22 protein-coding genes are annotated in these 22,735 nt (G+C 67.3%); 10 read left to right on the forward strand and 12 right to left on the reverse strand.

Features of this window, described 5'->3' with window-relative positions; translation table 11 throughout:
* Window positions 1-6: 6 nt before the first annotated feature.
* From panB to KHB019_RS08735, 4 genes are read right to left on the reverse strand one after another with little or no spacing between them, the layout of a single operon-like run.
* The gene (panB, locus tag KHB019_RS08720) at window positions 7-903 is read right to left on the reverse strand and encodes a 3-methyl-2-oxobutanoate hydroxymethyltransferase (RefSeq protein WP_337458689.1); all 897 of its coding nucleotides are present in this window, start codon (window positions 901-903) and stop codon (window positions 7-9) included.
* Complete coding sequence (gene panD / locus KHB019_RS08725) at window positions 900-1,292, reverse strand: aspartate 1-decarboxylase (protein ID WP_325471027.1); 393 nt, start codon at window positions 1,290-1,292, stop codon at window positions 900-902. The genes panB and panD overlap by 4 nt, the downstream gene beginning before the upstream one ends.
* Complete coding sequence (gene panC / locus KHB019_RS08730; RefSeq protein ID WP_337458690.1) at window positions 1,292-2,143, reverse strand: pantoate--beta-alanine ligase; 852 nt, start codon at window positions 2,141-2,143, stop codon at window positions 1,292-1,294. The genes panD and panC overlap by 1 nt, the downstream gene beginning before the upstream one ends.
* Entirely contained in the window at window positions 2,140-2,913 is a 774-nt protein-coding gene (locus tag KHB019_RS08735) for a Rossmann-like and DUF2520 domain-containing protein (RefSeq protein ID WP_337458691.1), read from the reverse strand. Before KHB019_RS08735 ends, panC begins: the two co-directional genes overlap by 4 nt.
* A 175-nt stretch (window positions 2,914-3,088) precedes the next feature.
* On the opposite strand from KHB019_RS08735, the gene KHB019_RS08740 reads away from it, so the two are divergent.
* Complete coding sequence (locus KHB019_RS08740; RefSeq protein ID WP_337458692.1) at window positions 3,089-3,754, forward strand: hypothetical protein; 666 nt, start codon at window positions 3,089-3,091, stop codon at window positions 3,752-3,754.
* Here the strand turns inward: KHB019_RS08740 and KHB019_RS08745 are convergent.
* Window positions 3,751-4,959 (reverse strand): MFS transporter, encoded by a 1,209-nt coding sequence (locus KHB019_RS08745; RefSeq protein WP_337458693.1) that lies wholly within the window; start codon window positions 4,957-4,959, stop codon window positions 3,751-3,753. The genes KHB019_RS08740 and KHB019_RS08745 overlap by 4 nt on opposite strands.
* 29 nt (window positions 4,960-4,988) lie before the next feature.
* Window positions 4,989-9,764, reverse strand: coding sequence for an NAD-glutamate dehydrogenase (locus KHB019_RS08750; protein WP_337458694.1), 4,776 nt, complete (start codon window positions 9,762-9,764; stop codon window positions 4,989-4,991).
* Between the two features lie 215 nt (window positions 9,765-9,979).
* On the opposite strand from KHB019_RS08750, the gene KHB019_RS08755 reads away from it, so the two are divergent.
* On the forward strand, window positions 9,980-10,465 hold the full coding sequence (locus KHB019_RS08755) for a DUF2975 domain-containing protein (RefSeq protein ID WP_337458695.1): 486 nt from the start codon (window positions 9,980-9,982) through the stop codon (window positions 10,463-10,465).
* On the forward strand, window positions 10,465-10,680 hold the full coding sequence (locus KHB019_RS08760) for a helix-turn-helix domain-containing protein (RefSeq protein ID WP_337458696.1): 216 nt from the start codon (window positions 10,465-10,467) through the stop codon (window positions 10,678-10,680). The genes KHB019_RS08755 and KHB019_RS08760 overlap by 1 nt, the downstream gene beginning before the upstream one ends.
* A 26-nt stretch (window positions 10,681-10,706) precedes the next feature.
* Here the strand turns inward: KHB019_RS08760 and KHB019_RS08765 are convergent, their stop codons facing one another.
* The 5 genes from KHB019_RS08765 to KHB019_RS08785 all read right to left on the reverse strand — a co-directional run bounded on the left by KHB019_RS08765 (window position 10,707) and on the right by KHB019_RS08785 (window position 13,679).
* Window positions 10,707-10,991 carry an ArsR/SmtB family transcription factor gene (locus tag KHB019_RS08765; RefSeq protein ID WP_230101933.1) on the reverse strand — a complete coding sequence of 95 codons (285 nt, stop codon included), beginning with the start codon at window positions 10,989-10,991 and terminating at the stop codon, window positions 10,707-10,709.
* Window positions 10,992-11,068: 77 nt separating this feature from the next.
* Window positions 11,069-11,353 (reverse strand): HigA family addiction module antitoxin, encoded by a 285-nt coding sequence (locus KHB019_RS08770; protein ID WP_230101828.1) that lies wholly within the window; start codon window positions 11,351-11,353, stop codon window positions 11,069-11,071.
* A gap of 11 nt (window positions 11,354-11,364) precedes the next feature.
* A complete protein-coding gene (locus KHB019_RS08775) occupies window positions 11,365-11,643 on the reverse strand; it encodes a type II toxin-antitoxin system RelE/ParE family toxin (protein WP_230101829.1) in 279 nt (92 codons plus the stop codon).
* A gap of 158 nt (window positions 11,644-11,801) precedes the next feature.
* A complete protein-coding gene (locus tag KHB019_RS08780; RefSeq protein ID WP_337458697.1) occupies window positions 11,802-12,641 on the reverse strand; it encodes a hypothetical protein in 840 nt (279 codons plus the stop codon).
* Window positions 12,642-12,665: 24 nt separating this feature from the next.
* Window positions 12,666-13,679, reverse strand: a complete 1,014-nt coding sequence (locus tag KHB019_RS08785; protein ID WP_325471036.1) for a LacI family DNA-binding transcriptional regulator — start codon at window positions 13,677-13,679, stop codon at window positions 12,666-12,668.
* Window positions 13,680-13,806: 127 nt separating this feature from the next.
* Between KHB019_RS08785 and KHB019_RS08790 the strand changes: the two genes are divergently transcribed.
* The 7 genes from KHB019_RS08790 (at window position 13,807) to KHB019_RS08820 (ending at window position 22,023) form a co-directional block, all read left to right on the forward strand.
* Entirely contained in the window at window positions 13,807-15,174 is a 1,368-nt protein-coding gene (locus KHB019_RS08790; protein WP_337458698.1) for an ABC transporter substrate-binding protein, read from the forward strand.
* 94 nt (window positions 15,175-15,268) lie between these two features.
* Complete coding sequence (locus KHB019_RS08795; RefSeq protein ID WP_337458699.1) at window positions 15,269-16,132, forward strand: carbohydrate ABC transporter permease; 864 nt, start codon at window positions 15,269-15,271, stop codon at window positions 16,130-16,132.
* 2 nt (window positions 16,133-16,134) lie between these two features.
* The gene (locus tag KHB019_RS08800) at window positions 16,135-17,046 is read left to right on the forward strand and encodes a carbohydrate ABC transporter permease (protein WP_337458700.1); all 912 of its coding nucleotides are present in this window, start codon (window positions 16,135-16,137) and stop codon (window positions 17,044-17,046) included.
* A gap of 2 nt (window positions 17,047-17,048) precedes the next feature.
* Window positions 17,049-19,163, forward strand: coding sequence for a glycoside hydrolase family 2 protein (locus KHB019_RS08805; protein ID WP_337458701.1), 2,115 nt, complete (start codon window positions 17,049-17,051; stop codon window positions 19,161-19,163).
* A 152-nt stretch (window positions 19,164-19,315) separates the two neighbouring features.
* A complete protein-coding gene (locus KHB019_RS08810; RefSeq protein WP_337458702.1) occupies window positions 19,316-20,068 on the forward strand; it encodes an SDR family NAD(P)-dependent oxidoreductase in 753 nt (250 codons plus the stop codon).
* Between the two features lie 358 nt (window positions 20,069-20,426).
* The gene (locus KHB019_RS08815) at window positions 20,427-21,266 is read left to right on the forward strand and encodes a hypothetical protein (protein WP_337458703.1); all 840 of its coding nucleotides are present in this window, start codon (window positions 20,427-20,429) and stop codon (window positions 21,264-21,266) included.
* Window positions 21,267-21,537: 271 nt separating this feature from the next.
* Complete coding sequence (locus tag KHB019_RS08820; protein ID WP_337458704.1) at window positions 21,538-22,023, forward strand: hypothetical protein; 486 nt, start codon at window positions 21,538-21,540, stop codon at window positions 22,021-22,023.
* A 6-nt stretch (window positions 22,024-22,029) separates the two neighbouring features.
* On the opposite strand, the gene KHB019_RS08825 is transcribed toward KHB019_RS08820, so the two are convergent.
* Window positions 22,030-22,638: an NUDIX hydrolase gene (locus KHB019_RS08825; RefSeq protein ID WP_337458705.1), complete on the reverse strand. Its 609-nt coding sequence runs from the start codon at window positions 22,636-22,638 to the stop codon at window positions 22,030-22,032.
* Window positions 22,639-22,735 lie beyond the last annotated feature (97 nt).

Raw genomic sequence — 22,735 nt, forward strand, 5'->3', positions numbered from 1 at the left:
GTCAGCTCACCCGACGCTGCGAGCGCCCCCTGCACGCCCCGCGAACAGCGCCGCAAGCCTCTCGGCCTCCTCGGCCGGCATCCCGTACGTGTGCTCGGCCGCGGGGTAGACCCGCGAGCGCACCTCGCTTGCGTACGAAGAGACACCAGCAACCATCGCCCCGCGCACCTCCGCGTACCGCTTGACGAAGCGCGCCGCTCCGCCGTCGTAGATCCCGAGCAGATCGTGGAAGACGAGCACCTGGCCATCGGCATCCGCCCCTGCCCCGATCCCGATCACCGGGATGCCCATTTGCGCCATGAGCACGGAGGTGACCGCAGAAGGCACTGCCTCGACGACGAGCAGCGAGCATCCGGCATCCTGCAGGGCGAGCGCGTCCTCGATCACCCGAGAAGCGGAGTCGGCCGTCCGCCCCTGCGCGCGGTACCCGCCGAGCGACGACGCGGTCTGCGGCGTGAGACCGACATGACCCACGACAGGGATGCCGGCGGCGACGAGCGCACGCGCCCGATCGACCGTCGTGCCACCGCGCTCGATCTTGACCGCGTCGGCGCCGGTCTCCTTGATGAAGCGCTGGGCGGTCGCGATCGCGAGCTCGTCCGACGCCTCGTACGATCCGAACGGCAAGTCGGCGACCAGCAACGGTGTCGAGAGCCCCCGCCGCACCGCGGCCGTGAGCATGATCATCTCGTCGACCGTCACCGGCACCGTCGAGTCGTAGCCGAGCACGGTCATCGCTGCGGAGTCTCCGACGAGCACGATGTCGACGCCTGCGGCATCCACGATCTGTGCGCCCGGATAGTCGTACGCCGTGACCATCACGATCTTCTCGCCGGCGGCCTTCTTCGCCGCGAGCGCACCGAGGGTGACGCGCGCGCGGCCGGCCACCGGGTGGATGCTCATGCCGACGCCCCGGTGAGCAGCTGGTCCACCGCGTCATCGACCTGGATGATGCCGTTGCCGCGGTCCACATGCACGACGACCGGCTCGTACTCCTCGAGCTCGGAACGCGAGTACGAAGCGTACGAGACGACGATGATCGTGTCGCCGGAGTGCACGAGCCGGGCGGCGGCGCCGTTGACCTGCATAACACCGGTTCCGCGCTCGCCCGCGATCGTGTAGGTCTCGAAGCGCGCGCCGTTGTCGACGTCGAGCACATGGACCTGCTCGTTCTCGAGGATGTCGGCGGCATCGAGCAGGTCGGCGTCGATCGTGATCGAACCGACGTAGTTGAGGTCGCTTCCGGTGATGGTAGCGCGGTGGATCTTCGACTTCAGCATGGTGCGTTGCATCAGCGGTCGCCTTTCAGGATGTGGTTGTCGATCAATCGAGCGGCGCCGACGCGTGCGGCGACGGCGAGGAGTGCGTCCGAGTCGACGCGGGTGACGGTGTTCAGGGCGAGAGCGTCGCGGAGCTCGAGATACTCCGGCGTGATACCGGCGTCGGCGAGGACGCGGCGGGCGGCATCCAGGATCCGTTCGCCGTCGCGCTCGCCCGATTCCCGCACGGCGGAGGCCGCGTCGAGCGCACGGGAAAGCGCCGTCGCCTGCTCGCGCGCCTCGGGCGAGAGGTAGACGTTGCGCGAGCTCATCGCGAGTCCATCGGTCTCGCGGACGATCGGGCACGCCTCAATACGGACGTCGAGATCGAGGTCGCTGACGACGCGGCGCACGACCATGATCTGCTGGGCATCCTTCTGTCCGAAGAACGCTACGTCGGGGCGGACGATGCCGAACAGCTTCGTGACGACGGTCGCGACGCCGTCGAAGTGGAATGCGCCGCGCGAGGCGCCGTCGAGCACGTCGGTGATTCCCGAGACATCGATGCTGGTGGCGAACCCGTCCGGATACACCTCGGCAGCTGACGGGGCGAAGAGGACGTCGACGCCCTCGTTCTCGGCGAGCGCCGCGTCGCGCGCCTCGTCACGCGGGTAGGAGCTGAGGTCTTCGTTCTGGCCGAACTGGGTCGGGTTGACGAAGAGCGAGACGACGACGAGATCGTTCTGCTCTCGCGCGCGGCGCATGAGCGAGAGGTGACCTTCGTGGAAGGCGCCCATGGTGGGGACGAGGCCGACGCTCCGACCGGCACGACGCGCCTCACGCACCGCGGCACGCATCGCGTCGATCGTGCGGATGATCCTCATGCTGCGTCTTCCTGCGGTCGGTGGGCGAGCCCGCGGGTGCTCGCGCACAGCTGATCGAACAGCGCCAGAAGGTCGAGGCCGGCGTCCGCCACCGCCGCGCGCTGGCGTGCGACCGTGCCTTCGTCGCCGCGTGCGATCGGGCCGGTGAGGGATGCCTCGGCACCGGCATCCGCCCAGTTCTCGACCGTGCGGCGCACGAGCGGTGCGAGCAGAGCGCGCGTGTCGGCCGACGGAAGGCCGGCGGCCACGGCGAGCTGCTCGGCGGCATCCAGCACTGCGAGCACCAGATTCGACGCCGTGGATGCCGCGGCGTGATAGCCGGCGCGCTGCGCATCGCCCACGCGGAAGGCGCGCGCTCCGAGCACCTCGGCAAGTCCGGTCGCGACGGCGAGCGCCTCATCGGTGTGCGCATCGACGGCGCAGCCGATGCCGCGGAAGACGTCCGGCTTCTCATCTCCCGTGAACGTCTGCAGCGGGTGCAGGCTGAAGTCGACAGCATCCAGACCCGTGGCGCCCGAGACGTGACCGACGAACCGCGCGCGATCCCTCACGGCGTCAGCGGCGACGGCGATGGCGGCGTCAGGAACGCAGAGCAGCGCGATGTCGACGGCGGGCACGGTACCCGAGGCAGCAGTGCCGTCTCGACCGAAAGGTCCCAGTACGTCGAGCCCGGCCGCGCGGAGGGCACGCGCGAGCACGCCGCCGAGGCGGCCGGAGCCGATGACGGCGACGCTCGCGCGTGCAGGGTTCAGGGTGTCTGTCTGATTCATAGTGGGCCAGAAGAGCTTTCGGTGGCGCTCTGGTTTCGCCATGAGTATCGACCCGCGCGGCCCTGCTCGCAAAACCGAGCATCATTATGTGAAGTTTGAGATAACGATTGATTGTTGTTATGCAACTCAGTCTGCACTTGACCTTGCCATGTTGCATTTCGTTCAGAATGGACTCATGACTGCCATCGTCGACAGCCTGCCCGCAGACGCCACCCACCGCGACGCCGAGCGTGCGTTCCGCGACGCCGGCTGGACACCGTGCGGGGAGGGCGACTGGGCGATCGCGTTGCGCTCCCCCGACGGAGCGGCCGCCGTGCGGATCAGTCCGTTCGATCCGGTCGGTCCGTACACCGCCGCCCTGTATCGCGAGGCGGCGCACACCCGTCAGGTTCCACAGCTGTTCGCGCATCGCCGACTCGCCGGCGGCGGCGATCTGCAGGTGATGGAGTGGCTCGGCGACATCGACGAGCAGGATGCCGTGGCGTTCCACACCGCGATCGCCGATCGTGAACCGCACGTCGCCGAGCTCGTCGACATCGTGCGCCGCATCCACGCCGACGCCGTCCGCGAGCTTCCCTGGTGCGGTCCGCTCGACCAGAATCCGTCGAACATCATGCGCGGCAGCGACGGCCGCCTCGTCGCCTGCGATCTCTACTTCGCGGATGGACCCGACCTGTACGCGACGGCGGGGTCCGACCCGGCCGGCTTCGCCGAGCGGATGCCGGAACCTGAGCGCCGCTACATGACCGAGATCCCGCTCGCGTGCTCGGGCCCGTGGGATGCTGCATCGCGCGAGGCGATGCGGCGGGGGCTCGCCGATGCGGATGCCGCGAGGGGCTAGAGCCCACGCTTCGCCCGCCCCTGCAGCGACCACGCGAACAGCACGGCGACCACCCCGGCGATCGGCACGACGAGCAGGCCCGTCCGCAGTCCGGCACTGTCGGCCACGAGACCCACAAGCGGCGGCGAGAACAGGAATCCGAGTCGCAGCAGCCACGACACGATCGTGAGGCCGGCGCCGTGCTTGAGACCAGGCAGCTCGTCGGCGACGTGCATGGCGGCCGGGATGAGCGTCGCGACGCCGTATCCCGCCGCGGCGAAGCCGATGATCGTGCCGGGGATCGACGGGAACGCGAGCGCGAGGCCCATTCCGACCGCGGTGATGAGTCCACCGCTGAGCGCGACGGCGCGCTGCCCGAACCGGTCGGTGAGGCCGTCGCCGACGATGCGTCCGATGAACTGTGCGCCGACGAGGGCGATGTATCCGGTGGCGGCGAGGGCCGCCGGAGCCTCGAGCGACGTGGCCAGGTACAGGGTCGCCCACGACATGCCGGCATCCTCGACGAGGGCGCCGGCGATCGAGATCAGCACGAGCGCTGTGAGGATGATGACGACCTTCACCGTGATGCGCTGCAGCGCGCCGCCGATCTCTTCGCCGCCGGCGACCGCATCTTCATCGGTCTCGCGGTCGCGGCCGGGCAGGCACAGCCGCAGGGCGATGAGCGAGACGATGCCGAAGGTCACGGCCGAGATGATCAGGTGGATGCCGAGGGGTAGAGCGATCGCGATCGCGACAGCCGCCATCGATCCGCCGAGAACCGCGCCGATCGACCAGATCGCGTGGCAGGAGTTGATGATCGAGCGGCCGTAGCCGCGCTGCACGCGCAGGGCGTGGGCGTTCTGGGCGACGTCGGTGATGGCATCCGCCGCTCCCCCGAGGAACAGGCCGAGCGCGAAGAAGAGGACCGACGGCGCGAAGCCGGCGGCGAGGATGCCGAGGCTCGTGATGATGGTTCCGGCGACCGCGACTCTCGCCGATCCGAACCGGCGGATGAACATCGCGGCGGCGAGCCCTGCGACGATCGCCCCGGCGGGGAAGGCCGCGATCGCGAGGCCGTAGGTGGCGGCATCCAGACCGAGCTCGGCCTTGATCTCGGGGTAGCGCGGCAGGATGTTGGCGAACAGCGCACCGTTGGTGAGGAACAGCAGCGCGACGCCGACCCGGGCGCGGCGGAGGGCAGGGTCGAGCGTGGCCGAAGACGTCATATGGACAAGCGTATGCAGTCGCGCCGGCGTCATCTGACGAGGGAGCGCAGTCGCCGCACCGCGACCGACAGCGTGGCCAGCCCAGATCCGTCCTGCGCCTGTGCGGCCGCGATCGCTTCGTCCACGGCACGCCGCATGGACGAGCCGCCCGCTTCCATCCAGGCCTCGATACGCGCGTCCGGCTCGCCGGGAGAGGTCTGCTGCGCGACCGTCGCGGTCAGCTCGATCATCACCGCGTACAGGTCGTCGCGCATGCTCGCCCTGGCCATCGATCCCCAGCGGTCGTCCTGCGGCAGGGCGCTGATCTTCGTCAGCGTCTGCTCGAACGACATCCGCGCCGACATCGCGAAGTACAGCGCCGCCAGCTCCTCCAGATCCCAGCCCCTTGTGCGCGAGAACTCGGCGATGTCGAGCAGCGAGAGCACGTCGAGCAACCCGGCCCCGCGCCTGGCGAGATCCTCCGGCACGCCGGCGTCCTGGAGCTCCTGCGTCCGCGACCCGAAGCGCTCCAGATCCACTCCCTGCTGCCACCGGTCGACGTTCGCCGACAGATGCGTCACCGGCCCCTGGAACAGCTCGATCTCCGCGCCGATGTCCACGCCGTCTGGACGGTGCTGCACGAACCAGCGGGTGGCGCGATCCAGCAGTCGGCGGAAGGTGAGATAGAGGTCGGTCTGAACATCCGTCGAGACGATGTTGTCGGTCGCCTCGACGGCGACGACGAAGCCGTGCAGATCGAAGATCTCGCGCGCGGCCACGTAGGCGCGCGCGATCTCCTCGCTGGATGCTCCCGTCTCGTCCGCCGCCCGATAGCCGAAGGTGATCCCACCGCGGTTCACCATCGAGTTCACCACCGAGTTGACGATGATCTCGGTGCGCAGCGGGTGGGCATCCAGATCGCCGGCGTACGCCTCTCTGATCGGCGCGGGGAAGTACTCGGCCAGCGTTCGAGTAAACCAGGGGTCATCCGCCAGATCGGTCGCGGCGAGATCGCCCTTGAGGGCGAGTTTCGCATAGGCGACCAGCACCGAGAACTCCGGCCTGGTCAGCCCCTGCTGCTGGGCGATCCGGTCGGCCACTTCGGCGCGGCCGGGCAGGAATTCCAGGTCGCGATCGAGTTCGTCGCGCTCCTCGAGCCACTCCATCAGCCGCTCATGGACGGGGAGCATGACGCCGGCGTTGGCCCGGGAGTTGCCCAGCAGCACGTTCTGCTCGTAGTTGTCCCGCAGCACCTGCACTGCGACCTCGTCGGTCATCGACTGCAGCAGCTCGTTGCGCGCCTCGCGGTCGAGACGGCCCTCGCGCTCCAGGATGCCGAGCAGGATCTTGATGTTGACCTCGCGGTCGGATGTGCCGACGCCGGCAGAGTTGTCGATGGCGTCGGTGTTGATCCGGATGCCGGCAGACGCAGCCTCGATGCGGCCGCGCTGGGTGGCGCCGAGGTTGCCGCCCTCTCCGACCACCCGAAGTCGCAGCTGCCCGCCGTCGACGCGGACGGCGTCGTTGCCGCGGTCGCCCACGTCGGCGTCGCTCTCGTCGCTCGCCTTGATGTACGTGCCGATGGCGCCGTTCCAGAGCAGATCGACCGGCGCGAGCAGCACGGACTTCTTCAGCTCCATCGGCGTCATCTTCTTCACCGCGTGGTCGAGACCGAGAGCCTCGGCCATCTCGGGCGTGACGGTGATCGACTTCATCGAGAGCGGATACACCCCGCCGCCGGCGGAGATCACGCTGCGGTCGAAGTCGTCCCACGACGACCCCGGCAGTGCGAACAGGCGTTCCCGCTCGGCGAAGGTCGCCTCCGCATCCGGGGTCGGGTCGACGAAGACGTGGCGGTGATCGAAGGCTGCGACCAGCCGGATGTGCCGGGATCGCAGCATTCCGTTGCCGAACACGTCTCCCGACATGTCGCCGATGCCGACGACGGTGAAGTCCTCGGACTGAGTGTCGAGGCCGAGTTCGCGGAAGTGCCGCTTCACCGACTCCCAGGCGCCGCGGGCTGTGATGCCCATCGCCTTGTGGTCGTAGCCTGCCGACCCGCCCGACGCGAAGGCGTCGGCGAGCCAGAACCCGTACTCCTCGGAGATCCCGTTGGCGATGTCGGAGAACGAGGCCGTGCCCTTGTCGGCGGCGACCACCAGGTAGGGGTCTTCTCCGTCGTGGCGCACGACGTCGGCCGGCGGCATGATCTCGGAGCCGACCCGGTTGTCGGTGATGTCGAGCAGCCCGCGGATGAACGTTCTGTACGCGGCCTTCCCCGCTTCGAGCCACGCGCCGCGGTCGCTCGGGGCGGGCAGCCGCTTGGCGAAGAATCCGCCCTTGGACCCGGTCGGGACGATCACAGCGTTCTTCACCATCTGCGCCTTGACCAGGCCGAGTACCTCGGTGCGGAAGTCCTCCCGCCGATCGCTCCACCGCAAGCCGCCGCGCGCGACCTTTCCGAACCGCAGATGCACTCCTTCGACCTCGGGCGAGTACACCCAGATCTCGGCCATCGGATGCGGTTTCGGCAGCCCTGGCACGTTGGCGCAGTCGAGCTTCATCGACACCCACGGCTTCGGCGAGCCGTCGGCAGCCGGCTGGTAGTAGTTCGTCCGCCAGGTCGCCTTGATCACTCCGACGAAGGAGCGCAGGATGCGATCGTCGTCGAGGCTGGCGACCTGGTCAAGCGCGAGCAGCAGATCGGCCTCGGCCGCTTCCACCTGTGCGGCGCGGTCGCCGGTGACAGACGGGTCGAATCGCAGCTCGAACAGGCGCACCAGGTCGCGGGCGAGGTCGGGGTTCGACGCCAGCGCGTTCTCGATGTACTCCACCGAGAACGCCGACCCGATCTGACGCAGATACATCGCGATGGCGCGGAGGATCACGATGCGGCGCCAGTCCAGGTCGCCGTGCAGCACCAGCGTGTTCAGTCGGTCGCTCTCAGCCGCGCCCGTCCAGCAGGCCGTGAACGCGTCCTCGAACACGCCGCCCCACGAGGCGTCGTTCCATCGCTCGACGCCCTCGGCGGTGAGGCCGAAGTCGGAGATGTAGCGCTTCTCGCCGCCCTCGAGGGAGATCTCGTATGGGCGCTCGTCGACCACGTCGACGCCGAGATCGGTGAGCACCGGAAGCACGCGAGTGAGCGGATACTCCTGACGCGAGACCAGTGTGAAGACGCGTTTGACTGGGACGTCGCGCTCTGGCACGTTCAGTCGCACCGCGAGCTCGCGCTCGCCCAGGCTCTCCAGCAGGGGGATGTCGTCGACCGCCTCCTCGGGGGTGACCGTCTCCTTGTACACCGCGGGGAAGGCCTCGCCGTAGTCAGCCAGGAGTCTCGCGGCCTCGTCATCGCCGTGGGCGTGGTGCAGTGCGTCGACGAGGCCTTCATCCCATCCGCGGACGGCATCGGCCAGTGGGCGCTGCAGTTCGCGCTCGTCGACGTCGGGAAGGGATGCTCCGCGCGGCACGCGCACGACGAAGTGCAGCTGGGCGAGCGGGGAGTCGGTGACCCGCGTGGCGTGGTCGACGTGCTCGGCCTCGAACAACTGCCGCAGCAGCGCCTCGATGCGCAGCCGCACCGGGGTGTTGTAGCGGTCCTTCGGCAGATAGACCAGGGCCGAGACGAATCGGCCGAACTCATCGCTCCGCAGGAACATGCGGGAGCGCCGGCGTCCGTTCAGACGGCTCACCTCGGAAGCGACCTTGAGCAGGTGGTCGACCGAGTCCTGGAACAGCTCGTCCCGCGGATACTGCTCGAGGATCTGCAGCAGATCCTTACCGGTGTGCGAGAGCGGTGTGAACCCGGATGCCTCCAGCACGGCGCGCACCTTGGCTGCGGCGATCGGAAGCGTCGTCACCGACGCGGCGTAGGCGGCAGAGGTGAACATGCCGAGGAACCGGCGCTCGCCGATGACCTCGCCGGCCTCGTCGAACATCCGCGCGCCGATGTAGTCGAGGTAGACGTCGCGATGCACGGTGGCGCGCGAGTTGGCCTTCGTGATCGTGAGCAACCGCGGCTCGCGAGCCGTGCGCTGCGCCTCAGGGCGCAGGTGTGCGACCGCAGTGGTGGGCTTGCGCAGGATGCCCAGCCCGGTGTGCTCTATCGGGACGAGCACGTCCTCGCCGTGCTCATCCGATACCAGGGAGTACTCGCGGTAGCCGAGGAAGGTGAAGTTGTCGTCGACGAGCCAGCTGAGGAAGTCGACGGTCGGTCCCACGCTGGCCGGGTCGGCGGTGACCGGCGGCTGGGTGCGCAGGTCGGTGACCAGGTCGAGGCAGGCGCGGCGCATGGCCGGCCAGTCGTCGACCGCGGCGTGCACGTCGCCGAGCACCGAGAGCAGCCGCTCCGTGAGCGCCGCGCGCCCCGCCTCGGTGGGCACGCGGTCGACCTCGAGGTGGATCCACGACTCGAGCTCGCCGCCGTGCGCGTCGGTCTCGAGCAGCTCGCCGTCGTCGCCCCGACGCACCGACACCATCGGGTGAAGCAGAAGATGCACGGCCAGGCCCTGTCGCGCGACCGCCGCGGTGACCGAGTCGACCAGGAACGGGGCGTCGTCGGTGCAGATGTCGACGATGGTGCGGCGCGAGGTCCAGCCGTGCTCGCTGAGCGTCGGTGTGAACACCGACACGCTGATCTCGCCGCGACGGCGCTGGGCGGCGAGAGCGCGCATCGAGAGCGCAGCGCCCACGACGTCGCGCGGCTCGCGCTCCTCGAGATCGACGGCGTCGAGCCGGCTGATCAGGCTCTCGACGCCGGACCTGACGTCGGGGTCGAGAGCCGCGATCGCCTCTCGCAGCTCAGCGGATCCGATTGCGTTCGCCATGAGTCCGATCGTCCCTTCGGCGGTGCCTCGAGGTCGTCTTCGACCTCTCCTCGAGCCTACTTCTTCGAAGCCGTCAGAGGGCTGCTGCGCTGGTGCGTGTGGATCCGGAAGGGTTCCGCGGGCGGATCGACGTCGCGAGACGCTCAATCGACGGACTTTCGATATCGAACGATTAACGATAGATTCTCTCTGTCCGTCGACGAGAGGATGCAACCATGGGACGAACGACGATCGTGATCCTGCGCGTGGTGATCGCGCTGGCACTGGCCGGCTCGCTGGTCGTGCAGACCGTGATCGTGCCGCTGATCTGGATCGATCTCGTGGGCGCGCCAACGTGGTTCCGCGTCGGCTTCGTGACCATCGTCGTCCTGGGCGTGCTGACGATGCAGGTGTTCGCCGTGTGCGTGTGGATGCTACTGACGAAGGTGCGACGAGCGTCGATCTTCCAGAGGTCGTCGTTCCGCTACGTCGACGTCATCATCGGTGCGTTCGGCGCGGCCGCGGTGCTGGCACTGGCGATGGCGCTCGTGTTGAAGCCCACCGAGATCGCACCGGGTCTCGTCACACTCGTCGGCGGCGCCGCACTGGTGCTCGGCGGCATGGCGCTTCTGATGGTCGTCATGAAGGCGCTGCTGCGCCAGGCGATCGACCGCGAGGACGAGGCTCAGACGCTGCGCACCGAGCTCGGCGAGGTGATCTGATGCCCGTCATCGTCGACATCGACGTCATGCTCGCCCGCCGCAAGATGGCCGTCGGCGAGCTCGCCGAACGCATCGGCATCACCCCCACGAACCTCGCCGTGCTCAAGAACGGGCGCGCGAAGGCCGTGCGGTTCACGACGCTGGACGCCCTGTGCGAGGCACTCGAGTGCCAGCCGGGCGATCTGTTGCGGTGGGAGCCCGATGCAGACGAGTAGGTCCGACACGAGCGGAAGCGACTCGCCTAACCCCGCAGTACCGAGTCCAGAAGCCCAGGGAACAGGGCATCGAGATCCTCCCGCCGCAGCGTCAGCGTGCGCTGGCGACCGTTGGGCTCGTTGCGGATGACGCCGGCCTCGCGCAGCACTTTCATGAAGTGCGACTTGGTCGACTTCGGCAGATTCGGGTCGGTGGCGTGGCACGCGGCCATGTCGAGCGGCCCGTCGACGAGCTGACGCGCGATCGCGAGACGATCGGGGTCGCTGAGGGCGAAGAGCACATCCGTGAGCTGGATGCTCGCTCCTCGCATCCCCGCGACCGAGCGCGCCGACACGTTCGCCGCGATCTTCCTGCTCGCCTACCTCGCGTTCGGTGAGCGAGCGCGCCCTACCCGGCAGTGGAGAGCGGGCGCACAGTGTGCTCGTTCTCTGCCAGCTCGCGGGCGAGATCATAATTCGTCTGCATGGAAAGCCAAGAACGTGCAGTGCCGACTCCCGCGTACTCAAGCCGCACCGCAAGGTTCGCGCTGATGGCCGCGTGCTGGTTCAGCACCCGGCTGAGCGCAACTCTCGACATGCCGAGTCGTACCGCAGCCTCAGCAACCGTGAGGCCCAGCTCTGCGATGACGTCCTCGCGAAGAATGCTGCCAGGATGCGGCGGGTTCTTCATCATGAGCTTCTCCTTCAGTGATAGTCCCGGTAATCGACGAGTTCGACATCTTGACCAGTGAAACGGAACGTGACTCGCCAGTTCCCGTTCACCCAGATCGACCAGTGCTCAGCAAGCGCTCCCTTGAGCGGATGCAACCTAAACGACGGGATCGTCAGATCAGACGGGTCCAGTGCAACGTCCAAGGCCGCGAGTATTCGCGACAGCTTGGCGGCGTGCGCGGGCTGGATGCCACGTTTCGAATCTTCTCGATAGAGCATCTCCAACCCCTTGTGTCGGAAACTGACGATCATCGATTTGTGTATCGGGTATCGCCTCACGATACACCCTTTGATTGGAGACTTCAAAGACCCAGACGCGGCCTCTTGCTGTCCGCCGATCGGGTCGCAGTGCTCAAGAACGGCAAGCTCGTGGAGTGCGCGGATGCCGGGAGCGTTCTCGGGTAGCGGGCTCAGCCCTCGAGAAGCGTCCGTATCTCGGCGATCGACCGCCCGAACACGAGGCCTGCGACGTCGGCTGCGTGCTCGGAGTCGACCTGAACGACGGTCGCTCCGCGCGACATCCATCGCCCGCCGGCCTGCGTGAATTCGAGCCCGGGCAGGCGGTCGGCGGCAGGCAGCTCCGGCAGACCCGACGCGCGGCGCACTGAGGCGCCGAGCATCCCAACCAGCCAGGCTTCACCCAGGGCGTGAGGCCGGATGGAAGCGATGGGTCCTCCGCTGCCGCGGAACACTTGGAGCATCGTGTCGGCGCGACGCACCGCCCATGTCTCGCCTGCGTGGGTGAAGTCGCAGGCGACGTCAGCGTGCAGGGTGACGTCGGCCCCGTAATGGCGGATCGCCTCGATGCACTCAGCGCTCAGCAAGCGGGCATCGATCTCGCGCTCACGACGACGCAGTTCGGCGCGGTACTTCTCGCGTGCGATCGGTGCGTACTCCGCTTCGAGTTCTCGCCGGTTGGCGGTGGCACCGGTGGACAGCCGATCGAACAGCCACGCCGGGTCGATCTGAACGAAGTAGCGGAAGTGGATGTCGACCGGGCCGCGGGTGAGTTCGCGGTCTGGCACGAGCATTCGGACGCCGTGGTCGACGGACCAGACAGCGGTGACCTCGCGGTCGACGACGGCGACCCACGACCAGCCCCGGGACCGGATCTCGGGAGAAGATCGCTCGAGGGCTGCGCTGAGCAACGTGCCGCGGGGGACGGACATGACGCCGGCGTGGGGCTGGACGTCATCGCCCATCGCGACGCTGTCGCGGTCGACGCGGAGCTCGATGGATCGCCAGGGCACGGGAATGAGCCTAGTTCGCCGTGTTCAGCTGCCGCCTGTGCTCTCTCGCACCACGAGCTTGTGCGGTGCGACGATCTCGGTCGCGGGCGACTCGGGGTCGTCGATCCGCTCGATGATCCGGCGAACCGACTCGCGCGCGATGAACGGTGTGTCCAGCGAGATCGTGCTGAGCGACGGGCGCGCGAATCGTCCCTCCTCGACATCATCGATCCCGATCACTGCCACATCCTCTGGCACGCTGAGCCCCGCATCGAAGACAGCGCGCATCGCGCCGATCGCCAGCAGGTCGGAGAAGCAGAAGATCGCGTCGGGGCGCGGGTCGAGCTCGAGCAACGCGCGCGCCGCCTCGTAGCCCTCGGTGCGCGAGTAATGCGCAGCCGTCGTGACGTAGTCCGGGCGAACCGGCATGCCCGCGTCGGTTAGTGCCGACTCGTAGCCAGCGGAGCGCTGCAGCGGTGTGGCGTACTCCTCCAACGGCTGCGATCCGATGGCGGCGATCCTCGTGCGCCCGGTGGCGATGAGGTGGTTCACGGCATCCCGAGCAGCGGCGACGTTGTCTATCGCGACGTGATCGTAACGGCCGTCGAAGTCATGCTCGCCGAGCAGGATCAACGGCATCCGTGAGGCGCCGTGCATGTCGAGGAGCTCGGACTTCGTGACCAGCGGGCTGAACAGCAGACCGTCGAAGAGCATCGTCCGGTCTTCACCGGTGAGCAACTGCCGCTCGCGCTCATGATCGTGGCCGGTCTGATCGATCATCACTCGATAGCCGACCTCGGCCGCAGCTTCGATGACGTCGCGAGCGAGTTCACTGAAGTAGGGCACGTCGATCTCCGGGACGACGAGGGCGAGCATTCCAGTCCGACCGGTCCGGAGCGTGCGGGCCACGGGGTTCGGGCGATAGTCCAGCTCCTCGATCGCGGCCTGGACCTTCGCGCGCATGCGTTCGCTGACGTGCGTGTAGCCGCTCACCACGTTCGAGACCGTGCGCATCGACACCTGCGCCCTCTCGGCGACGTCGCGAAGTGTGGCTGGCATGTCGTCATCATATCGTTTGCAACGTATGCAAACGTCGGCTACAGTTTGCATACGTTGGCAAACACGAACTGCACCACACCCGACCGTGCCTTCTCAACACCCAGTACCGCAAACACAAAGGAGTGTCATGAACAGCAACCCGAAGCGGCCGGCCCTGCGCCTGGCCGCAGTCGGCGTCACCGCCGTCGCCGCACTGGCCCTGACCGCGTGCGGCCCCGACATCACAGCCGGTGCCGACGACGAAGCAACGTCCGACCGTCTGCAGGCGCCCTCGGCTGATAAGCCGGAAGGCGAGATCACCATCTGGGATCGCTCCGGCGACCTGTACGAGGTGTTCGACGCCGTGATCGACGACTTCAATAAGAAGTACCCCGACATCAAGGTCAACCATGAGGCCGTCGACATCAACGCCAAACTGCAGAACACGTTGATCACCGGTACCGACGTGCCCGACGGCGTCTTCCTCGACGATGCGCTCGTCGGCGGGTTCGCCGACCACCTCTGGGACCTCACCGATGTGCTCGCTCCGTACGCCGACGACATCGCACCCCAGAAGATCGATGCGACAACCGTCGGCGATGGCATCTACGGTGTTCCCTACGACCTCAACCCCGGCTTGCTCTTCTACAACGCAGCAGCGCTGGAAGCGGCCGGTGTCGATGCCACGACGATCGAGACCTACGACGATCTTCTCGACGCCGCGCGTGCGTATCAGGAGGCAGTGCCGGAGTCGCACCCGATCCATCTCGAGCAGAGCCCGTTCCTCGGGCAGCTGCAGCTCGAGATGTACGCCAGCCAACTGGGCACCTCGATCGCTGATGCCGACGGCGAACTGCGCCTGGACAGCCCGGAGTACGAACAGATCCTGACGTTCCTCGACACGGTGCAGTCCGATGGCCTCGGCACACGCGCCGAGTACCTGAGTCCGACGGACATCGCCGAGCTCGAGAACGGCAACCAGGTGTTCTACCCCTGGGCGATCTGGTTCGACTTCGCCCCTCAGCAGCTGCTCCCCGAGACCAGCGGCGACTGGCGAGCCATGGAGCTTCCGGCCTGGGAGGACGGCGGAGCCCGCAGCGGTGCGATGGGCGGGTCCTCATTCGTCCTGCCAAAGGAGGGGGAGAACGCCGACCTCGCCTGGCTGTTCTACGAGTTCCTCATGTACGACGAGGCCGGATACAGCGCGGTGTGGGGCATCAATGACATCTACCCGGCCGGGCTGAACACGTCGATCCCCGCGTACCTTCCCGCAGCCGACCCGGCGGGGCCCCTCTTCGATCCGATCGAGGCTCTGGGCGGGCAGGATCTCTGGGAGGTCGCGACGACCGCAGGGGCGCAGATCCCCAGCGGCACCTCGATCCCCTCGTGGTGGAACGGCGCCGTCGACTACCTCGGCAACGATCTCCAGAAGATGCTCGACGGCGATCTGACTCCGGCCGAGGTCATCAGCAGTTCGACCGACGCGATCCAGACCAACCTGATCGACAGGCAGTGACGGACCTTCGACGATGACGACCTCCACCCTCCCCTCCGCGGCACCACCGCGATCCGGCCGTGACGCGACCCCGTCGCGCACGCGTCGGAACGGAATGGCGAAGCTCCGACGACGCTCAGCGCCGTACCTCTTCGTCCTTCCGTTCCTCGTGATCTTCGTCGCCTTCAGCGTCTATCCGCTGATCTTCACCGCGCGACTGAGCTTCACGAACTGGCGCGGATCCGGTGCCGCGGAGTGGGTGGGCTGGGGCAACTACACGTACCTCCTCACCAGTGAGGCGTTCTGGAGCTCGCTGGGCAACTCGGCAGTCCTGTGGCTGCTGATCGTCCCGATCCAGATCGTGCTGGCGGTGATCGTCGCCGTCCTGCTCAACTCGGCGAAGCTCAAGCTCCGCGGCCTGTACCGCGTCGCGTTCATCGTGCCGTTCGTCACGCCGCTGGTCGCCGTCGCCCAGATCTGGGTGGTGCTGTTCGACCAGCAATACGGTGCGATCAACGCGTTCCTCGGTGTGTTCGGCATCCCGGATATCGGCTGGCTCACGACCAGCGCTTGGGCGAAACCCACGCTCGCGCTGCTGTTCCTCTGGAAAACGACCGGCTTCATCATCATCATCCTGCTGTCGGGTCTGCAGTCGATCGACGGTTCGATGTATGAAGCCGCGGAGCTCGATGGCGCGTCGAAGCTCCGGCAGCTGTGGAGCATCACCGTGCCGCTGCTGCGTCGCACCATCATGTTCGCCGTCGTGCTGCAGACTCTCGCCGTCTTCCAGATGTTCGCCGAGCCGTTCGTCGTCACGCAGGGCGGGCCGTACAACTCCACGACCACGGCGGGCTATTACCTCTACAACCACATCACGCGCGGCGATCTCGGTACCGGGGCGGCGAACTCCTTCCTGCTGGTGATCCTCGTGATGGTGCTGTCGCTGTTCTTCGTCCGGATGCTGAGAGCCAAGGACTGATCATGACCGATACCTTGACCCGCCCCGAGACGGTTGCCGCGGCATCCGCCCCTCGCACCCGAACCGAGCGCCGTCCGAGCCTGCGGATCGGATCGCACGTCTTCCTCATGCTGCTGCTGATCGCGTTTCTCGCACCGGTCGCGTGGGCGATCGTCTCATCGTTCAAGCAGCCGAACGACATCATCCGCGATCCACTCGGGTTCGACCCGACCACCTTCACACTCGACAACTTCACCGCGATGTTCCAGGACGTCCCGATCGCCCAGGGCTTCCTCAACACCGGGATCGTGCTCGTGGTCAAGGGCGGCATCACGCTGTTCTTCGCACCGCTGGCGGCATTCGCGTTCGCGAAGTACAGCTTCATCGGCAAGAACCTGATCTTCGGCACCGTCCTCATCACGCTCATGCTGCCGACGATCGTGCTGATCATCCCGCTGCTGCTGGAGATGAAGGCGCTGGGCTGGGTGAACACCTACCAGGCGCTGATTCTGCCCGGCGCGATCGACGCGTTCGCGATCTTCTGGATGCGCCAGGTGATCAGCGCCGTCCCGGACGAGCTGCTGGATGCCGCGCGCGTCGACGGCTGCAGTGAGTTCGGCATCTTCTGGCGCGTGATCGTTCCCGTCATCCGTCCGGGGCTCGCTGGGCTTGCGGTCCTGACGATCATGAACATCTACAACGACTTCGTCTGGCCGGTGATCGTCGCCAGCTCCGAGCGAATGTCGACCCTTCAGGTCGTCCTGTCGACGCTCGCGCAGAACATCACCGGCAACCGGATCGGCGCAGACTACGCGACGGTCACCGGCGAGCTTCTTGCGGCGAGCTCCATCGCCCTCATCCCCCTGCTGGTGCTCTTCATCGTGCTCCAGCGTCACTTCATCAACGGCATCCTCGCCGGCAGCGTGAAAGGCTGAATGTGTCACTCTCCATCACCGACCGGGCCCTCGTCTCCTCCGAAACCGGAGGCGTCCCGCGTCCCGAGTACCCCCGGCCCGATCGCGACCGCTCCGAGCGCTGGCTGACGCTCAACGGGCGTTGGGACTTCGAGGCCGATGGCATCCAGGCGGATATCACGGTGCCGTTCGCGTGGGAGAGCGAGGCGTCCGGCATCCGCCGCGTCTGGCTCGAACGCGGCACGTATCGTCGACAGGTCGTCGTGCCGGTCGAGTGGGAGGGGCGCCGCGTCGTGCTGAGCTTCGGAGCCGTGCATCACCGCGCGGTCGTCCGCATCGACGGCTCGGTCGTCGGCGAGCACGTCGGCGGATACGAGTCGTTCGAGTTCGACGTCACCGACTTCCTGGTTCCCGGCGTCGCGTCAGAGATCGAGGTCGAGGTCGAGGCGCCTGCCGACAAGCGCGCGATCGCGCACGGCAAGCAGCGGTCGATCCCGCGGGACGACTACGACGGCGTCTCGTTCACGCCGACGTCGGGCATCTGGCAGTCGGTCTGGCTGGAGGCGCGCGGACGGACCTATGCCCGTGAGGTCGCGCTGCGCGGAGACAGCCTGGCCGGCATCGACGTCTCGGTGGCTCTGCAGGGTGACGAAATCGGCGGTGCTGTCGTGCGCGCACGGGTCGAGGGTGTCGAGATCGAGATCACGACGGATGCCGCCGGCCAGGCGTCAGGCAGGATCGAACTGCCCGAACCGCGACTGTGGTCGCCAGAGGATCCGCACCTGTACCGGGTGGAGGTCTCCGTCGGGGACGACGAGCTCGCGGACCGCGTCGTCGCGACCACTGGCCTGCGCCGCATCGAGACGCGCGGCGAGGAGCTCGTGCTGAACGGGTCGCGGCTGTACGTGCGCGGCGTGCTCGACCAGGGCTACTGGCCCGACACTGGACTCACGGCACCCGATGCCGAGGCGCTGCGGCGCGACATCGCGCTCGCGCGCGAGCTCGGCTACAACCTCGTGCGCAAGCACCTGAAGTTCGAAGACCCGATCTGGCTGCATGAGGCCGATGTCACCGGCATGCTCGTGTGGGCCGAGCCGGCCTGCCCGAGCCGCTTCTCTGAGGCTGCAGCCGAGGCGTTCGAGGCGCAGCTGCCCGCGATGGTCGAACGCGACGGCAACCACCCGAGCATCATCATCTGGGGCCTGTACAACGAGGAGTGGGGTCTGGACTGGGACATCCCGGGCAGCGCCGCTCGCGCCGACGTTGCCGTTCGGGCGTACGACCTGCTGCGATCGCTCGATGACACGCGGCCGATCGTGGAGAACTCCGGCTGGTCGCACGTGAAGAGCGACCTCGTCGACTGGCACTACTACGAGCCGGATCTGGCGACGTGGAAGCAGGCCGTCGCCGATCTGGCCGCCGGCGAGCGCGAGACGTTCCCCGTGCGGCTCGGCCCCGATTTCACCGTCGACAAGTCGTTCTACGGTTCGGCGTCGTTCCCGCGCACCGGGGTGCCGATCCTCAACAGCGAGTACGGCGAGGGGTTCACGAGCCTAGAGCGCGCCTGGCACCTGCGGTGGGAGACGCAGGAGCTGCGCCGCCATGATCGCTACGCCGGGTACGTGTACACGGAGTTCTCGGATGTCGAGCACGAGTGCGCGGGTCTTCTAACAGAGGACCGTCGGACGAAGGACTGGGGCGGACTCATCCCCGTCAACGTGAACGCCGACACGGTGCTCGTGCTGGACATGGTCCCGGCACGGGCCGGCGCGGATGTTGCGACGCCGGTCTCTGGATTCGATCTCCGCATGCAGGTCTCGCATCACGGGCGCTCTGGGCTGTCAGTCACCGTGCATGGCGCGTGGGTGACTGCTGGGTCACCGACCCACGTAGTTGCGGAGGTCGGAGTCGTGTCGGCCGGGTCTGTCGAGGTTCAGCCGTTCCGGCTGTCGGATGCGGTGTCGCTCGCCGTTCCTGCCCGCACCGACGCCGGACGGTTCCTGATCTGGGCGACGGATGCCGATGGTGCGATCGTCGCGCGTGCGTTCGTGGATGCTGCCGAGGTCGAAGCGCCGAACCGGCGCGGGGCCCGGGAGGGTGAGTTCGTCGGGGCGGAGGTTCCGGGCGAGCAGTACTAGGGGCGGGCGTCGCCGCATCGGCCGCTGGCCGAGCGGTGCGCACCGGTCAATGTCAAGGCCACGGCGACGAATGCCCACGCAACGTATGGTCGAGGAGGGCGGACCGACCGAGAAGCTCTCCCGGTGCCGTGCTCGCCCTGGAGGGAGTCGTCATGGCTCAGTACGACGTTTCAGACCGCTCGGCGATCGTCACAGGAGCAGGTAGTGGCATCGGCAAGTCCACCGCGCTGCTGCTGGCGCAGAACGGTGCGTCCGTGGTCGTGAATGACCTGAATGCCGAGGCGGCCCAGTCGGTGGTCGACGAGATTCGCGCCGCAGGTGGTGTCGCCGAAGCGTCTGCGGGCGACGCGACCGACGCCGAATGGATCGCCTCTTCCGTCGAGCAGGCGAACAATCTAGCCCCTCTACGCATCGGCGTGAACAATGCCGGCATCGGCGGCGCGGCTGCGCCGACCGCCGAGTATGCGGACGGTGACTGGGACAAGGTCATCGCGATCAACCTGAACGCGGTGTTCCGCAACATGAAGGCGCAGATCCCCTCGATCCTCGAAAACGGCGGCGGCTCTGTGGTGAACGTCGCATCGATCCTGGGCAGCGTCGGCTTCGCCACCTCCCCCGCGTACGTCGCGGCGAAGCACGGCGTCGTCGGAATGACCAAGACGGCCGCGCTGGAGTACTCGGCGCAGGGCGTGCGCGTGAATTCGGTCGGTCCCGGCTTCATCGACACCCCTCTACTGGCGCAGATGGATGCTGAGGCGAGAGAGTTCCTCGTGTCGAAGCATCCGATCGGCCGGCTCGGGCAGGCCGACGAGGTCGCGAACCTCATCGTCTTCCTGGCGAGCGACGCCGCAAGCTTCATCACCGGCAGTTATCACCTCGTGGATGGTGGGTACACGGCTCCTTGATGGCCGGCGCACTGGCAGTCGTGGATCTCGGATCGAGGGTGAATCATCCCGGCGAGCACGACCACGTTCGCCGGCGCTGAGCACGAAAGCATCCATCGTGGACGGCCCGACCTCACCAGGTCGGGCCGAAGGGACACTGCCGCGACCTTGTCTTGACCTTTCGCCAGGTGGTTTTAGACGAATGTCCGAGCCCTTCTCTATGGTCTGATTCAGCCGGTCCGCACGGACCCCGGAGCCCATTCGAGCTCCCGAATCGCGCCCTGCCTGGGGCGTTATTCGTCGTGCGTGCGGTCGGCGCCCTGCGGCATCCGTCGTGGGGCAGGCCGGTGCTCCACGCACACTCCACAAGGAGAATCACATGTCCGTACCCAACCCTCCCGCAGCTCCCGCGCCGCAGCAGCTGCCCCCTCCGATGCCGCCTGTCGACCAGGCGGTGACCGCACCGAAGAAGACGAACGTTCTCGCGTTGATCGCGCTGGTCACCGCGGCCGTCGGCTTCCTGTTCGCGTGCATCCCGGGCGCGCTGATCGTCGGCTGGATCCTGCTGCCGATCGCGTTCGTGATCAGTATCGTGTCGCTGTTCCTCAAGGGGGACCGCAAATGGATGGGCGTCGTCGGTCTCGTGCTGTCGATCGTGGGGACGATCGTCGGCTTCGCGGTCTTCTTCGCCGTGGTCGCGAACGCTGCGCAGGAGGCGTTCGGCAGCGGCGACACCGTGGTTTCACAGCCCGCAGACGAGGATGCCGAGACCGCAGCCGAGGAGGAGCCGGCGGATGCTGCGGCCGAAGGCACGCGTGAGAACCCGTACCCGCTCGGGTCGACGATCAGCTCGTCCGACTGGACGGTCGTCGTGAACAGCCACACGGCTGACGGCGCTGCGGCGGTCGCAGAAGGCAACATGTTCAACGACGCCGCGCCTGCTGGCTCGCACTACGAGCTCGTGAACTACACGGTCACGTACACGGGGGAAGAGTCGGGCACTTCGATGGAGGTCGGAGTCGACGTCGTCACGGGCGCGGGCAACGTCGTGAACAGCTACGACAGCCTCGTTGTGCTCGCGGACGAGTTCGGACTCGACGAACTGTACGACGGCGCCTCAGCCACGGGCTCGCAGGCGTTCCTCGTGCCCGACGGCGAGACCATCGTGATCCGGGTCAGCCCGGGGATGCTGGCTGACGAGGTGTTCGTTCAGCCGTAGGGCGTACGAGCGGGCGGGCGGTCGGGGGAGGCCGCTCGCCATGGACGAGGTGCTGGGATCTCGTCCACCCGGGTGGGGCGGAGGGGCGCCCCACCCACTTCTCATCCGACGAGAATTCTCCTATCGCCTAAGTGCGCGAACCCCCTAGAGTCTTGCCAACGAGAGGACACCGATGGATGCTCAATCACCTGCATCAGGGCTCCGCGACGCGTGCATCGCATGGCAAGGGGGCCGCGACGGAGGATCGTCACCGATCCGTGCGGCCGCCCGTGTGCTCACTGCGACGAAGCACTATTTCGAGGCCGAGTTCATCGAACGATACGAACGGGACGCCGCGGCCGATCCGCGCACCATGCAGCGTGCGGCAGCGCTGCTCGACGCGCTGGACGCAGCGCCGCAGATGCACGCCGATGGCTGGGGCAAGACAGTCGCCTACGAATCTGCATGGGTTGGGCGTGGCATCGAACCCGGGGCCCAGGACGACCAGATCCGAGCCACCTTGGCGACGGGGATCCTGAGCATGCCCCTGTGGGGTCTGAGCCTCGACCGAGACGTCGCACGCTCGTTCGGGACCGGCTTCCAGTTCGAACTGGTGGGCTCGTTCCCCGCCATCGCCGCGTGGACGGAGTCCGAGATCAAGTCGTCCGAACGCGAGCTGATCGCGGGCGGCCGCTACCGGGTCGAGAACGTGAACGAGACGCTGACGGGAACGACCGTCGTACAGCTGAGATACCTGGCTGCGCTCCCGCGCGCCTGAACTGCATCAAACCCGCCGATACAGCTCTGCTGGCCGTCCTCGTCCCTCACGCGAGAGCTCCCCCGTCCCGCGCAGCTTCGGCAACATCGTCCTACGGAACGTATCCGGCAGCAGCCGCTCCCCGGCCACCGCCTCGTGAATGCCGCGCAGATCGCGCAGAGTGAACGGCTCCGCGAGTAGGCCCCGCGGGTCAGGTGTGTCGAGATAGGAGGAGCGCACCGCTGCGACGGCGAACGCGACGATGCTGTCGTGGTCGAACGCCAGCGGCGGCAACTCGTCGACCGCGACGACTGACGCCTCCGGCGGCAGCAGCGAGTCACGCACCACATCGACGAATGCGACGCTCAGCACGCGACCCCGATCGTCGCGGTCGACGGCGTCGAACACATGCAACTGCTGCGGCCGGAGCCCCCGCACGCCGACCTTCTCGTGTAGCGAGCGGAGCACGGCGGCGGCAAGGGTCTCGCCTTCGTGCAGGAAGGTCCCGGGCAGTCTCACCGGCAGCGTGTCGGTCGCCTCCAACAGCAGCACCGCGAGTCGTCCGTCCGCGACCGTCAGCACGGCCGTGTCGACGGCCACGGATGGACGCGGAAAGGCGTCCAAGGAACTCGTCATGACAACTACTTTACGCATAGTTGCGCAATGTCTGAGGTCGGGTGCATGATCATCTCAACAGATTTAACGCAAATCAGCTTTAATCCGAGGAGGGCAC

The organism is Microbacterium sp. KHB019 (assembly GCF_037285405.1).
Classification (GTDB): Bacteria; Actinomycetota; Actinomycetes; order Actinomycetales; family Microbacteriaceae; genus Microbacterium.

Excerpts from the sequence above, each read along its gene's own strand:
- KHB019_RS08740 (WP_337458692.1), top strand. The coding sequence starts at position 3,089 with ATGACTGCCATCGTCGACAGCCTGCCCGCAGACGCCACCCACCGCGAC.
- KHB019_RS08785 (WP_325471036.1), bottom strand. The coding sequence starts at position 13,679 with ATGCCAGCCACACTTCGCGACGTCGCCGAGAGGGCGCAGGTGTCGATG.
- KHB019_RS08775 (WP_230101829.1), bottom strand. The coding sequence starts at position 11,643 with ATGATCGTCAGTTTCCGACACAAGGGGTTGGAGATGCTCTATCGAGAA.
- KHB019_RS08745 (WP_337458693.1), bottom strand. The coding sequence starts at position 4,959 with ATGACGTCTTCGGCCACGCTCGACCCTGCCCTCCGCCGCGCCCGGGTC.
- KHB019_RS08760 (WP_337458696.1), top strand. The coding sequence starts at position 10,465 with ATGCCCGTCATCGTCGACATCGACGTCATGCTCGCCCGCCGCAAGATG.
- KHB019_RS08755 (WP_337458695.1), top strand. The coding sequence starts at position 9,980 with ATGGGACGAACGACGATCGTGATCCTGCGCGTGGTGATCGCGCTGGCA.
- KHB019_RS08795 (WP_337458699.1), top strand. The coding sequence starts at position 15,269 with ATGGCGAAGCTCCGACGACGCTCAGCGCCGTACCTCTTCGTCCTTCCG.
- KHB019_RS08735 (WP_337458691.1), bottom strand. The coding sequence starts at position 2,913 with ATGAATCAGACAGACACCCTGAACCCTGCACGCGCGAGCGTCGCCGTC.
- KHB019_RS08810 (WP_337458702.1), top strand. The coding sequence starts at position 19,316 with ATGGCTCAGTACGACGTTTCAGACCGCTCGGCGATCGTCACAGGAGCA.
- KHB019_RS08815 (WP_337458703.1), top strand. The coding sequence starts at position 20,427 with ATGTCCGTACCCAACCCTCCCGCAGCTCCCGCGCCGCAGCAGCTGCCC.
- KHB019_RS08790 (WP_337458698.1), top strand. The coding sequence starts at position 13,807 with ATGAACAGCAACCCGAAGCGGCCGGCCCTGCGCCTGGCCGCAGTCGGC.
- KHB019_RS08770 (WP_230101828.1), bottom strand. The coding sequence starts at position 11,353 with ATGATGAAGAACCCGCCGCATCCTGGCAGCATTCTTCGCGAGGACGTC.
- panC (WP_337458690.1), bottom strand. The coding sequence starts at position 2,143 with ATGAGGATCATCCGCACGATCGACGCGATGCGTGCCGCGGTGCGTGAG.
- KHB019_RS08825 (WP_337458705.1), bottom strand. The coding sequence starts at position 22,638 with ATGACGAGTTCCTTGGACGCCTTTCCGCGTCCATCCGTGGCCGTCGAC.
- KHB019_RS08800 (WP_337458700.1), top strand. The coding sequence starts at position 16,135 with ATGACCGATACCTTGACCCGCCCCGAGACGGTTGCCGCGGCATCCGCC.
- panB (WP_337458689.1), bottom strand. The coding sequence starts at position 903 with ATGAGCATCCACCCGGTGGCCGGCCGCGCGCGCGTCACCCTCGGTGCG.
- KHB019_RS08750 (WP_337458694.1), bottom strand. The coding sequence starts at position 9,764 with ATGGCGAACGCAATCGGATCCGCTGAGCTGCGAGAGGCGATCGCGGCT.
- KHB019_RS08765 (WP_230101933.1), bottom strand. The coding sequence starts at position 10,991 with ATGCGAGGAGCGAGCATCCAGCTCACGGATGTGCTCTTCGCCCTCAGC.
- panD (WP_325471027.1), bottom strand. The coding sequence starts at position 1,292 with ATGCAACGCACCATGCTGAAGTCGAAGATCCACCGCGCTACCATCACC.